We start from the raw sequence: 14,347 nt of genomic DNA on the forward strand, positions 1-14,347 counted from the left end.
TTTAAAAAAATTACTATCAAATTTTTATAAATTATCTGCTAATCTTTCATAATTTTTTAATTTCTAGAAATACTATATTAGGAGGTGATTTTTATGAAGAAAAAAATGTTAATACCAGTTATTATGTCTTTATTTATACTTTCACAGTGTATAACTTTATTTGCTTTTACACCCGAAAATAACAAGTTTAAGGTTAAACCATTACCTTATGCTTATGATGCACTTGAGCCCTATATAGATAAAGAAACTATGATTTTACATCATGATAAACATTATCAAGCTTACGTTGATAAGTTAAATGCAGCTCTTGAAAAATATCCTGAGCTTTATAATTATTCTTTATGTGAATTATTACAAAACTTAGATTCTTTACCTAAAGATATTGCTACAACAGTAAGAAATAATGCAGGTGGTGCTTACAATCATAAATTCTTTTTTGATATAATGACTCCTGAAAAAACTATACCTTCTGAATCTTTAAAAGCAGCTATTGACAGAGATTTTGGTTCTTTTGAAAAATTCAAAGAAGAATTCCAAAAAGCAGCTTTAGATGTTTTTGGTTCTGGTTGGGCTTGGCTAGTAGCTACTAAAGATGGTAAATTGTCCATTATAACTACTCCAAACCAAGATAGTCCTGTAAGTAAAAACTTGACTCCTATCATAGGTCTTGATGTTTGGGAACATGCTTACTATTTAAAATATCAAAACAGAAGAAATGAATATATTAACAATTGGTTTAATGTAGTTAATTGGAATGGAGCTTTAGAAAATTACAAAAATTTAAAATCTCAAGATTAATTAAATATTAAAATCCTTTTGAAAAAAACTTATGTTTGCTATATAATATAATAAAAGATAGTCTAAATTTACCAATATTATGTTTATAGTGACGATTCAGGAGGATTTTTATATGATAAAAGAAACACATGAAAGGGGAGGATATATATTAGCACTTTTGATACTCCCCTTTATAAATAATATATATTTAGTCAAATACGATACTACATATAAAATAGTATTAATTATAGTCTATATCTATTTTGCATATTTAGGTTCATTATTTCCAGATATAGATATGAGAGGTTCTTACATAAGCAAAAAGTTTATATTAATTTACAAGTTATTTGGAAGTAGGTTTAGACACAGAGGGTTTACTCATAGTCTTCTTGCCTTATTACTCATTGGTAGTTTTTTTAAGTCTCTAACAATCTTTACTAACAACAATATAGTTTTTTCATGTCTGTCTAGTGGATTTATAATAGGATATTTTTCTCACATGTGCCTTGACCTTATTACGAAAGAAGGTATCGAATTGTTTTTTCCCATTACTATAAACATTTCCTTACTCCCTATAAAAACTAGCTCGAAAACAGAAAAATTCATATCTAAACTTTTAAACTTCATAGTTATTTTTTTAATCGGATATCAATTTTACATTTTATTTTAATATATTTTTATAGCTATATATTTATAAATCAATTAATAAATTAAAAAAATTGTCTTAAAAGAATACTTTTAAATTTAAAATTTATTTAAATCTAATTCTTTTAAGACAATTTTATTTTTTTGACAAGTTAAATTCTTTTATTATTTCTGTCATTATCGTGTTTTTTATGATGAAATTCATAATTATGATTTTCAAGGTTTTTATTAACTTTACTTCCAATTTTCCATGATAAAAATACTAGTAGTATAAATGATGCTATCTTTAGTGGGCTTGTTATAAATCCTTCTATATCACTTGCCACATAACTTATTACTATAAACATTACAAATTTTCCTGCCAACATTGCTGGAACAAAATCTTTTATATCTTTTTTACAAAAAGCTGATGCAACAGTAACTAAACATCCAGGCATAAATGGACAAGCATATGCTATAAATAGCAGTTTAAATCCCTGTTTGTCCATCCAACTTATTGCTCTTTCAGTTTTACTATTTCTCAACTTATTAAAAAGTCTACTATCAGTAAATCTACTTATTAATAAAAATAATGAGGTTGTCCCAAGCCCTGAGCCAATCCATGATAACAAACACCCAAGTAATAACCCTTGTATCGCAGCATTTGCTGTAACTATCGCCACAAGTGGTAAGGCTGGTATAAAGCTTTCTATAAATGCACTTAATAAACCAATTATTGTGGCTAACACCCAATAGTTTTGAGTTAAATCAAGTAATTCTTGTATATACTGCATATTGCTTTTCCCCTTTTTTTAACTTTAACTATTATTATATACTCTATATTACTATTACATACCAATTTCAAAAAGGAATCTAATATTCAAAAGTAAATAATTTATGTAAATTTACAGTTAAGGTATATTTATTTTATTATATATTATAACAAAAAAGTCTTAAAATATGAATCTATCATATTTCAAGACTTTTTCTTTTTATCTGGATATATTTAAACTATAGTATATCTGACTTCATAATATCTTCAAAGTCCCCTTTTTCAGATATCAATCTTATCAATTTAACAGTACAACTTAAATCATTTATAAGTATAGCTCCTACTAATGAACCATCTTTCATAAATAACTTTTTATATACTCTTTTACCTTCATCTTTTGATGAAATTTCTTTATCAAAATCTTGTATATTACCAATACTAAATACTTTAACATTCATTGCATCTAATGAAACTGGATATACATCACTTTCAAATTTCAAACTATCTCCACTTGCATTTGCTCCTGCTATTTTTCCCATTTCTACTGAAGATGGCCATATTGCTAGACTAGTATTTCCTACTTGTGCAACATCTCCACAAGCATATATATCTTTAACAGTTGTCTGTAATGTATTATCTACAACAATACCTCTATCAATTTTTACAGATGTATCTTGAACCATTTGAGTATTTGCTCTCACTCCAATCGAAAAGACTACCATATCACAGTCAACACTATTGCCATCTTTAAATACAACTTTTTGAGCCTTTCCATCACCATCAATACCATCAACTGCCACACCTAATCTTACATCTATGCCTGTATCCCTTACACATTGTTCTAGTATTTTACTTCCTTCTTTATCAAGTTGTTTTGATAATATACCATCCATTGCTTCAACTACTACTACTTCTAAGCCTTTTAATTTGAATTCCCATGCTGCTTCAAGACCTAATAGTCCTCCACCAATTACTACAACTTTCTTAGACTTCTCTAATGCTTCTTTTACATTATATAAGTCTTTTATATTTCTAAGTGTAAATACATTTTCTAAATCATGACCTTTAATTGGTGGTATGAAGTTTCTACTTCCTGTAGCTATTACAAGCTTATCAAATTTAATAGCACCATCATTTACTACAATAGTTTTATTTGCTTCATCTAATTTATCTACATTTGTTCCTAATATTACTACTATATTGTTTTCGTCATACCAAGCTTTATCTTCCATATAGAAATCAGAATTAAGTTCTTCATTTATACCATCAGAAAGTGCAGGTCTGTAGTAAGTTAACTCCTCCTCATTAGAAATCATAGTTATCTTACAAGTCTTATTTCTTTTTCTTATAGCATCTGCTGCATAGAAACCAGCTGCACCATTTCCTACTATAACAAAATATTCATCAGTATCTTTTCTAAAAGTAACCTCATCTTCTTCAACTTCTATAAATTGGTCCTCTTTGGCTCCACATACAGGGCATATACTAGGAGCACTATCTCCTTCAAATACTTCGTTACAAATTACACATTTAAACTTTTTAGTTTTCTTTTTACTTCCAAAAGTAGAGTTTAACTTATCTAAGAATTTTCCTGTATAAGCATATAATTTGTCAACTTCTTCTCCTGATGGTTTAAAGTTAACAGCAAATGGTTTCACTGTTGTCATTCTAAGCTGATTGATTCTCTCCATAGCATTTTCTATACCTTCTCCACTCCATCCATATGAACCAAATACTGATGCAACTTTTCCACCATGAAGAACTGGATTTAAAGATACTAATATATCCCATATAGGTTTTAACGCATCTCCTAATATTGTTGGTGTTCCAAATAATACACCTTGTGATACTGCTATTTTAGCTAGAATTTCTTCTTGCTTATGTTCTATTACATCAAATAAATTCACTTTATAATTGCTATTTTTTTCAATATATGATTTTATAGCTTCTGCCATGATTTTTGTATATCCATGTGCAGAAACATAACAAATTGTAACTTCTTTTTCTAATTTTACTTGTTCATTTACACTCCAATTATAATAAAGGTCTATAATTTTTCTAGGATTTTCAGTCAATACTGGTCCATGACCTGGACACACTGTGTCTATATCTAAATCTTTTATCTTTTCTATAGCAGTTACCATAGATGGTTTAAATGGTCCCATTATACAATCATAATAATATCTTAAAGCATCTAAGTAATCCTTTTCTTCATCTTCATTAAGAGTGTTTACTATCTTATCATTACTATAATGACTTCCAAATGAATCACATGTTACAAGGGTTTTATCCTCTTTTATATATGTGTATATAGTATCTGGCCAATGAAGCATAGGTACAGAGAAGAATTCTAAAGTTTTATCACCTATTGATAGCACATCTCCATCTGCAACTGCAATATATTCAAAATCTTTGTTTACGATTTCCTTTAGATACTTAATGGCAGTTTCTGAAGCTACTACTTTTGCATTTTTTGCTAAATCTAAAAGTTTTTCAACGCTTCCTGCATGGTCTGGTTCAGTATGACTTACCACAATATAGTCAATTTTTTCAAAATCTATATTTAAATCATTTAATCTTTCAATATATTTGTCAAAATGTTTATCCTTCACTGTCTCAAATAAAACTGTTTTTTCTGTTCCTTTTAAAACATATGAATTATAAGTTGTTCCATAAGGTGTATACATAATTATGTCAAATACTCTTAAATCAGGGTCGAGCGAACCTACCCAATATAAATTTTCTTTTATTTTCAGTGATTTTAATGACATACCGTACTCCTCCTAAAATAATTATTTAACCTTTTTATACCCTATTTGTTATATTTTAAACAAATTTTATTTAAAAAAGAATTTATTTTAAAAGCAACTTAAAACTTTTAATCTTCTTTTTCTACCTCCAGTATAGTTCCTTTTTTAGAATCTACCTTTATGTCATATTCATTTTTTTCTTTATCTATTCTTATTTTATAAAAAGTAGCATCTAAATCTTTATCTAAACTCCATTCTTTTACTATTCCATCTTGTTCTTTTAATGCAATTTCCATAGCTTTTTGAGGTGTTATTATATCATTTAAATCTAATTTTTCTTCTCTAGCTTTACCATTTAAATCTTCTGAATCCAATTTTTCAGTTTTATCTTGTAATACATCCTTTGTATTAGCATCTATTTTCATCTTATACTCATTGTTATCATCTACACCTTCAACAGTATAAACATATTTATTTAAATCACTTTCAAGACTTAAATCTACTATATCAGCATCCTTATATTTGTCTTTAAATATATTTATTGCATCTGTGTAAGGTACTTTGAAGTCTTGCTCCATTAAACTTTCATCAATTTTGCCATCTTTTAAATCACTATTTGATGCATTTGCTTCTTTTTTTGTGTCACCATTTTGAGGCGCTTGTCCTGAATTTGAATTTCCACTACATGCAGTTAATAAACCTGCAATAAGTATACTTGCTACTAATAAATATAGTTTTTTACACATAAAAATCCTCCTTAAATAATTAATTTATTCTATATTATACCCTTTAAATCCTTTATTTACCCTTTTATATTGCAGATACTTCTTACTTTATTTTAATAGTTTCAAGGCTTTACAATCTATACTTAAGAAGCTAAAAATCTATTTTAATATTACTTATATGAAAATTAACCTAAATAATAAGATATGAGTATAAATTTTTAAAGTTCTAATATAATACCTGTTTATAAATCATAATTATTCTTAAGAATAGAAATGTTGAATATATCGCTCAAAGATGAAATATTTTTAAAATCTATATAATATAATTTATTATACCAGAATTTTAAAATTTAAATCTATAAGATAGTAAAAATCATTATTAATTAAACATAAATATAAAAAATCTACATAAAGTAAATACAACTGAAAGGGATGCTATTTAAAGCATCCCTTTTATATAATTAAAAACTTAAATTTTATTTAGTTCTCTGACTGTTAAATCCATTTTAGGATATGGTATTGTAATTCCTTCTTCATCAAATCTAACTTTAACCTCTTCTAATAAATCCAGGTAAATTGTCCAATAGTCTTCTGTCTTACACCAAGCCCTAATTGCAAATTTAATTGCATTATCTCCATGTTCAACTATTCCTATAAATGGTTCTGGTTCATTTATTATTAATTTATGTTTGTTTACAATTTCTTTTAAGACTCTTCTAACATGTAATATATCATCTTCATATCCTACACTAAAAACCAAATCAACCCTTCTAGTATTTTTTGCAGAATAATTTATCAAACTATCATTTGATACAGAACCATTTGGTATAAGTATCTGTTTATTATCTGGAGTAGCTAATTGTGTATAAAAAAGACCTATTTGCTCAACTGTTCCTCCATGACCTGCTGCTTCTATGTAATCTCCTACTTTAAATGGTCTAATCAGAAGTATAATAAATCCTCCAGCAAAATTTGATAAACTACCTTGCAGTGCCAAACCTATCGCTACCCCTGCTGAAGCTATTACAGCAGCAAAACTAGATAAACTCATACCCCAGTATTCAAGAACAACTATTATAACAGCAACTTTAAGTACACTTAAAAGAAGAGATTTCAAAAACTTTCTTAACGTTAAATCAACATCTCTTTTACCAAGAACTGTCATGACATGGTTTACAATTTTTTTTATTATTTTAAATCCAATGGAAAGTATAAGTAGACCTATTATAAGTTTTACTCCACTTGTAGTTGCCCATTCCAAAAGGCTTTCCATCAAACCGCCCATGTCCATTTTATTAATATCTAGATTATTTAAATCTAACTTACTTATATCATCTATTTTTGTTGTATCCATAGAAAAAACTCCTTACTTTATATTTTAGAACCAATATTATAGTTTAAAGTTCTTATTTTTCTATTTAATATGATACAATATCATTTAATCATAGTAAACAAGATTTATATTCCAGTTAGCTCTTTTTTCTAAATCCAAACCCTCTATTATTTACAGAACTTTATGCTAAGTCACTCCGAAAATGCTACTTAGTTTTAAAATCATCATTTTTTACACCAATATGAGATGCTATTATAGTTATAATACTTAATACTATAAATACAATAAATCCTCTTTTGTATCCATCAACTGTATTGTAGAAATTTATTTGTAAAGATATAGCTATGATTAAATTAATAATACCACTTCCTATAAATTCAAAAGTATTAATAACACTAGTTGCTAATCCAGAATAAATCTCTTTATTCTTATATTTAGCATCATTAAATACTTGTAAATGTGACATGACTATACACCCCATTATAAAAAATGCTACTGGTAAAAACATTATTGGTGGTTTTACTTTGAAAACAATTACAATTATTATCCATATAAATAAGTCTATCATTGCACCATACTTTATTATGTTAAACTTGCTAGACTTTATTTTTGCAAACACAAAATCCATAATTATTGAACCAAATATAAATCCATATGTAAAAAATGATACTATAAATGCAGAAAAACTCTTGCTAACTCCATAAACGTCCATTATGTATCTTACTCCCCAAAGACTTGTAAATGCACTTGTTAAACCTACAAAAGAAAACATTATTATTGAATTATACCATGTTGACTTATTGACTATAACAGACTTAATCCCTTCAATAATACTAATTTTTTCTGATTCTTCATAAATATCAACATTTACATTAAATCCATATTCTCTTGGTGTATCTCTAACAATAATATACATACAACATCCAATTAAAATACCTATTATACCTATTAATAAAAATGAATTTCTCCAACCAATAAATTCAGATAAAAATACTAGCGGAAAAGTAGCAAGAACTCCTCCCACATTTCCAACAAATGAGAACTTAGCTGTTGCAGAAGCAAACTCTGATTTATCAAACCATCTACCTTGAATTTTTAAGATACAAAGTAGTATTACTGAGGTTCCTGCTCCTACAATTATACGAGAAATATATGCTAATTCTATATTTTGTATTAATCCAAATAATATAGAACCTACACTCGCTGTTATTATTCCAATACTACTAATCTTTCTTGCTCCATATTTATCAATTAATATACCTGCTGGTATTTGCATAAGTGCATATGAGTAAAGGCAAAATGATGCTATATTTGATATTTGTATAGAATTAAATCCTAACTCTTTTGCTAAATTATCTGAGACAACAGCAGTTGACATCCTTAAAAATAAGACTAAAATAAATGAAAATGTAATTATGCCCCAAACACTCCATTTAGTCTTTGTATAACTTTTCATATTTTCTCCCTCAAATCCATGTAGTTTTAGCTTTTATTACTCTGTTTGTAGACTTTCTATTTGCAGTATTTGCTTATAATAATTTTGTAATTATTTATCAAAATTTTTAGCATTCATTTCTATTATATAATACACATACACATTTAACCATATATAAGAATTTATTTCTGTTTACATAATACTCAATTGGTTACTTATTAAAGTAAACAAGAGCCATCTTTTAGGGTAACTCTAAAAGATGGCTCTTTATAAAAATATCTATTCTAAATTTAAATTTCTATCTAGTATATATTTTGTAGCAATAAATAATATTACTAAAAGTATAATACTACCAAGTATAGCAAACATAAAATGAGAGCTTTGATATAAATGATAAATCATATTAGTATTTTCTCTTGGTAAAAATCTTTCAATTGTATTACCAACAGTTGATATTATCATATTTATAATTATAAAAGAAACAAATGCGGATACATTTCTATGTTTATTAAATCTTGGTAATTGCCCCATTGAAATTGCTGTGTATAGCAATAAAATGAATGAAGTATATGAAATAAGCATTGTTAATAATAACAAGAAAATATCTAAAAAGTTTTCAAATCCCAATTTAAAAACATTATTAAAAAAATCTAAAATCTCAGCAAATTCAATTCCAGAAGCACTAAAAAACATTAGTACTGAAAATGTAACTACTGCAACTATAAAACTAAGTACCGCATATATAAGTGCTGTTATACATTTGGATAATATAAGCGAACTAGTACTAACAGGAAGAGTAAACATTAAATATCCTTCATCTCCCAAAAGATTTTTTCTAAATCTTTGAATTGTAACTACAATAGTTAAAACACCTAGTGCCATAAAAAGACTTGTAAGAACAAGTATTCCTATTCCTTGTATTTGAAATATATCAATCTTCATAAATATTCCATTTAATATAGCCACTACTATTATAGCTATATATAATGGTATAAACGTTCTTCCACTTGCCTTTAACTCATATTTTAATAGTTTTCCTAACATTTGAATTCCTCCCTAAATAATGCATCTATAGATTTACCTTTTTCCTCTCTTATTGCTTCAACATCTCCTTGTAATACTATCTCACCTTTAGATATAAATATTACTTCATCACATATATTCTCTATCTCACTTATTAAATGAGTTGCAATCAACAAAGTACTATCCTCAGAATAGTTTTTTAGTATAGTCTTAAGTATATATGACCTTGCAGCTGGGTCAACACCTCCAATAGGTTCATCTAAAATGTATATATTTGCTTTTCTTGACATGACTAGAATAAGTTGTACTTTTTCTTTAGTTCCTTTAGACATTGTTTTTAATTTTTCATTTACATCAATATCTAAACTCTTAATCATTTCATTTGCTCTTCTAACATCAAAATCACTATAAAAATCATAGAAAAATTTAAGTAAGTCTGATACCTTCATCCAGTCGTTTAAATAAGTTCTCTCTGGTAAGTATGATACTATTTTTTTTGTTTCTATAGATGGCTTCATTCCATTTATCATAATTTCACCATCATCAGGTTGTAACAATCCATTCATCAATTTAATCATTGTACTTTTACCACTTCCATTAGGACCTAACAAGCCAACTATTTTTCCTTTTGGTATATTCAATTCAACATTCTTTAAAACTTTTTTAGTTCCATAGCTTTTATTTACACCTTTAAATTCAACTATGTCATTTTGAGAAACATTATTTATATTTTTATCCATTTTATAATTCCCCTTTCAAATTTTCTGTTATAAGTTTTAACATTTCATCTTTGTCATATCCAAGTTTTACTAAAGTTTCTTTTAACGTATTTATTTCAACATTGGCTATTTCCTCTTTCATAGCTTTTATTTTTTCCTTATCATCTGTTACAAATCTTCCTTTTGTTCTTTGGCTATAAACTAATCCTTGTCTTTCTAGTTCTGTTAAAGCTTTTTGCATTGTATTTGGATTAACTTCAGCATCCTCTGCAAGTGCTCTTACTGTTTCTAATTTAGAACCTATTTTTATTTCCCCTGAAACTATTTTTAACTTTAGATGTTCTACTAATTGTATATATATAGGTTTGTTATTATCAAGTTCCCATTCCATATTCATGCCTCCTTATTGTGTTATTATATTATTGTATTAATAACCTAATACAATAATATAATAACACAGCTCATATGTCAACTATTTTTAGATAAAATTATAAATATCTACAAGCTTTTTCATTTAAATATAGTTTTTATAAAAAATAGCATTTTAAAACCTATTATTAAATCTCAAAATCTTCAGGTCTGAATAGGTATAATACAAGAAATTTCCTTAATCACTATGTTTTTGATATTTCATTTGGTATTTATTTTTCTCTTGTCTGGTTTAGAGATTTTCATTCAAGGCTACCAAATTTTATGTGAATCTATAAGAATATATGAAGTGAAAAAATAGAATTGTATTTTCAGGTCTTGGTAGCCTTTATTATAATTATGTTCACATGCTATTACTTTTTTATCCTTTTAGCAAATTTTTCCTTAGCAAAATCGTATGACTCTTGTATCATTACTTTTAATTCTTTAAATGTTTTTTCTGAAGGATTTAAGACACATACCCATCCCATCCATGCGTAAACAGGATGAGGCATAATTGTATCCATTTTTTTAAAATCAAAGTCCATTTTCACAATTTGCCCAGCCTCTGGACGCTTTGGAATATAATCGAACATTTTAATAAATGTTTCCTTTTTCAAGCATACATTCACACGATAAACATTACTTCGGTTGAGTGATGAACTTTTGTCATTTTCACCATCTTTTTCTTTGATAGTAAGAACATATACTCCTTTCTTTAAAATACCATTAGGATTATAAAATATACCTCTTTCCCCCCAATTGTCTGTTAAAACAACATCATCTAAATTTGATACACAGTAATTGAATATATCATCAACTTTCATATTAAATATCCATCCTTTCTATAATATTTATATTGCTTTCAACACGATAATATCCTATCATATAATGGTGACAATAATTGTCACTATTATAAAAAAAGGAGTAGAAAAATGTCAAAGGCTGAGCGCTTAATTGAATTGATAATAACTATAAATGCAAAAAGAAATTTTACCTTGAGAGAATTGTCTGAAGAATTTTGTGTATCAAAACGAACGATACTTAGGGATTTACAAGCTTTAGAAAGCATGGGATTCCCTCTATATTCAGAAACAGGGGCAACAGGTGGTTATCATATGTTAAAAGAACGTATACTACCACCAATTACCTTTTCAGAAAGTGAAGCAAAAGCAATATTTTTTGCCTATCAATCATTAGCTTTTTATAGTGATTTGCCATTTGAACAAGAGAGAGTCTCTGTATTAAAGAAGTTTTTAAATTGTCTACCAGCAGATGTACAGCATAATATTACTCAAATACAAAATAAAATTGTATTCTGGACACCAGATAGACATTGCTCTTCTCCTTTGTTGAAAGAACTATTTAACATAATTACAAATAATTCTGCTCTTACAGTTCAATATTCATCAAATAAAAACCAAAGTATCCGAACTATTATCCCTGTTGGTTTATATGCAATGAATGGTCTTTGGTACTGTCCAGCGTATTGCTTAAAGTCAAAATCTATCCGTGAATTTCGTGTAGACAGAATTGAAAAGATTGTAAATATAGAAAATATAACAAGTTCAAAATACAGTATTCCAAATTCAATACATGAATATCTTGAAAATTTAGAAGTTGCTAAAGATTATCATATTAAAATTCAACTAACAGATATAGGAGTAAAACGCTGTGAGACAGAATTTCTATTAGCAAAAGGATTGACTATTTTTCCTAATGGTGGCTACATAGATATGTATATCTCAAAAACAACACTAAACTGGGTAGCTGAATATTTCTTGTCATTTGGAAAAGAGGCCACAGTACTAGAACCAATTGAGCTTAAAACATTGATAAAATCAAAAGTTCAGGAATTATACAATCATTACTGCAAAATAAATACTGAAATGTAATTTCAATAGATGCCACCAATAGATACTACATTCTAGTGTTTTAGTTAATCTATATGAGGTAAGACTATATTTATATTTGTTAATGTTTACATATTTTAATAAATAGATGTATAAAAATCCACATAAAAAATGAACACTAGATTAGAGTTCATTTTTAATATAACTTATTTATTTTTTATAAAGTAAATTGATTATTCTTTTGCTGAAGTGTATGCAATCAATTTTTCAAATTCTTCAATTGGCATTGGTTTTCCAAATAGATATCCTTGTGCCATATCACATTTGACTTCCTTCAAAAGTTTAAACTGTGCTTCTGTCTCTACACCTTCAGATATTACTTTCATCCCCAATTCCTTTGCCATCTCTACAACTTTAGTAACAATTATTTTACTTCTCTTACTATTATATGTTTCCATGATAAATTTTTGGTCAAGTTTTAAGATATCCATAGGAATTTCTTTTAACATATTTAATGATGAATACCCTGAACCAAAATCATCCATAGATATTAAAAAGCCTATCTCTTTTAAATTATTCATTATATCAATTAAAATATCAAAATTATCAAATATAATACTCTCAGTTAATTCAAGTTCTATATATTTTGCAGGTATATTGTACTTATCAATTATATTTTTATAGGTTTCTATAAAATTATTGCAATATAAATGGATTCTTGAGACATTAACTGAAATAGTTACTGGGTTTATACCTGCATCAATCCATTTTCTAAGCTGTATACAAACTTCTTCTAGTACATATAAATCTAAATTTATTATAAAACCATTTTTCTCAAAAAATGGTATAAACTCACTTGGAGGAATTAATCCCTTATCACGATTTTTCCATCGTACAAGTGCTTCCGAACCTTGTATTTCTCCTGTATTTAGTTCTATTTTAGGTTGCAAATATACTATGAACTCTTTATTTTCTAAGCTTGAGAACATTGTATTTTCCATCTCTTTTTCTTTTATTTCTTGATCATGAATCTTGTTGTCATAAAATGCATATGAACTTTTATGTCCTCCTTTTGCCATTTTATGAGGTATATTAGCTCTATCTATTATTGGGTTGATATCTTTATCTTCTGGAAGTATAAAGTATATTCCACAGCTTAAAACCAATTTATATTTTTCTTCCTGATTATTATTAAATAAATCCAATTCTTTAAATATACATTCTAATCTATTTATTATATCTTCTTCTTCTTTATATTTCATAATTATTGTGAAATTATCAGCAGATATCCTTGCAAATATTTCTTCTTCAAATATATTATGTTTAATAATATTTGTTAAACTACATAAAATTTTATTTCCCACTTCATATCCGAACAAATCATTTATATACTTAAATTTATCAATATCTATATATAATAACGCATATTTCTCTTGAGTGTTTTTGCTTAATATTTTTTTAGCATCAATTACAAATTTATCCATAGTACTTGCTCCTGTAAGACCATCTGTATACACGATATTTTGTAATTTAACTCTTAAACTTAATTTATCATATACTATATAAAAAATAAGTACTAGACATATTATCGTCATAGTAAATATTATCTGCAATGCATAGTAGCTAATAAATTGTTTATTAAATAAGTTGAATTCAAAGTTATTTATGGAGTTATTTTTATAAAGCTTATGTAAAGAATAAACTGGTGTTGTATATTTAACTTGTAAAATTATACAAATAAATAAAAAAACCATTAATTTTTTTTGTAATTTCCTCATAAAAATTTCCTCCCATTAAAGCACCTCTATTTGATTATAAACCACTAGCAAATAAACACATTCCAAAAGTTTCCATTTCTTGTAAAATGGATAGTTTATATTTACTTTAAAATTTGTAAAATTTTGTTATACTATATATATAGAATATGT

The 14,347-nt window shown here is 26.8% G+C and carries 13 protein-coding genes; 3 read left to right on the forward strand and 10 right to left on the reverse strand.

Annotated features, from left to right (window positions below; all coding sequences use genetic code 11):
• The first annotated feature begins 93 nt into the window (after positions 1 to 93).
• Both KGF36_RS10650 and KGF36_RS10655 read left to right on the forward strand, forming a co-directional pair.
• Complete coding sequence (locus tag KGF36_RS10650; RefSeq protein WP_285891640.1) at positions 94 to 798, forward strand: superoxide dismutase; 705 nt, start codon at positions 94 to 96, stop codon at positions 796 to 798.
• A 112-nt stretch (positions 799 to 910) separates the two neighbouring features.
• Positions 911 to 1,447 (forward strand): metal-dependent hydrolase, encoded by a 537-nt coding sequence (locus KGF36_RS10655; protein WP_227829738.1) that lies wholly within the window; start codon positions 911 to 913, stop codon positions 1,445 to 1,447.
• A gap of 127 nt (positions 1,448 to 1,574) precedes the next feature.
• Here KGF36_RS10655 and KGF36_RS10660 read toward each other — a convergent pair whose 3' ends face one another.
• The 9 genes from KGF36_RS10660 to KGF36_RS10700 form a co-directional block, all read right to left on the reverse strand.
• Complete coding sequence (locus KGF36_RS10660) at positions 1,575 to 2,195, reverse strand: TVP38/TMEM64 family protein (protein WP_227829739.1); 621 nt, start codon at positions 2,193 to 2,195, stop codon at positions 1,575 to 1,577.
• A gap of 217 nt (positions 2,196 to 2,412) precedes the next feature.
• Positions 2,413 to 4,944, reverse strand: a complete 2,532-nt coding sequence (locus KGF36_RS10665) for an FAD-dependent oxidoreductase (protein ID WP_227829740.1) — start codon at positions 4,942 to 4,944, stop codon at positions 2,413 to 2,415.
• 107 nt (positions 4,945 to 5,051) lie between these two features.
• On the reverse strand, positions 5,052 to 5,669 hold the full coding sequence (locus KGF36_RS10670) for a PepSY domain-containing protein (protein WP_227829741.1): 618 nt from the start codon (positions 5,667 to 5,669) through the stop codon (positions 5,052 to 5,054).
• Between the two features lie 448 nt (positions 5,670 to 6,117).
• The gene (locus KGF36_RS10675; protein ID WP_227829742.1) at positions 6,118 to 7,002 is read right to left on the reverse strand and encodes a mechanosensitive ion channel family protein; all 885 of its coding nucleotides are present in this window, start codon (positions 7,000 to 7,002) and stop codon (positions 6,118 to 6,120) included.
• A 184-nt stretch (positions 7,003 to 7,186) separates the two neighbouring features.
• Entirely contained in the window at positions 7,187 to 8,437 is a 1,251-nt protein-coding gene (locus KGF36_RS10680; protein WP_227854699.1) for an MFS transporter, read from the reverse strand.
• A gap of 258 nt (positions 8,438 to 8,695) precedes the next feature.
• Entirely contained in the window at positions 8,696 to 9,460 is a 765-nt protein-coding gene (locus tag KGF36_RS10685; RefSeq protein WP_227829744.1) for an ABC transporter permease, read from the reverse strand.
• Positions 9,454 to 10,179, reverse strand: coding sequence for an ABC transporter ATP-binding protein (locus tag KGF36_RS10690; RefSeq protein ID WP_227829745.1), 726 nt, complete (start codon positions 10,177 to 10,179; stop codon positions 9,454 to 9,456). Before KGF36_RS10690 ends, KGF36_RS10685 begins: the two co-directional genes overlap by 7 nt.
• 1 nt (position 10,180) lies before the next feature.
• On the reverse strand, positions 10,181 to 10,549 hold the full coding sequence (locus KGF36_RS10695) for a GntR family transcriptional regulator (protein WP_227829746.1): 369 nt from the start codon (positions 10,547 to 10,549) through the stop codon (positions 10,181 to 10,183).
• Between the two features lie 391 nt (positions 10,550 to 10,940).
• On the reverse strand, positions 10,941 to 11,393 hold the full coding sequence (locus KGF36_RS10700) for a DUF6194 family protein (RefSeq protein WP_227829747.1): 453 nt from the start codon (positions 11,391 to 11,393) through the stop codon (positions 10,941 to 10,943).
• Between the two features lie 108 nt (positions 11,394 to 11,501).
• Here KGF36_RS10700 and KGF36_RS10705 point away from each other — a divergent pair, with 108 nt between their 5' ends.
• On the forward strand, positions 11,502 to 12,461 hold the full coding sequence (locus tag KGF36_RS10705) for a helix-turn-helix transcriptional regulator (protein ID WP_227829748.1): 960 nt from the start codon (positions 11,502 to 11,504) through the stop codon (positions 12,459 to 12,461).
• 191 nt (positions 12,462 to 12,652) lie between these two features.
• Here KGF36_RS10705 and KGF36_RS10710 read toward each other — a convergent pair whose 3' ends face one another.
• A complete protein-coding gene (locus tag KGF36_RS10710; RefSeq protein ID WP_227829749.1) occupies positions 12,653 to 14,197 on the reverse strand; it encodes a putative bifunctional diguanylate cyclase/phosphodiesterase in 1,545 nt (514 codons plus the stop codon).
• Between the last annotated feature and the right edge of the window lie 150 nt (positions 14,198 to 14,347).

It is taken from the genome of Clostridioides sp. ZZV14-6009 (assembly GCF_020658095.1).
GTDB lineage: Bacteria > Bacillota > Clostridia > Peptostreptococcales > Peptostreptococcaceae > Clostridioides.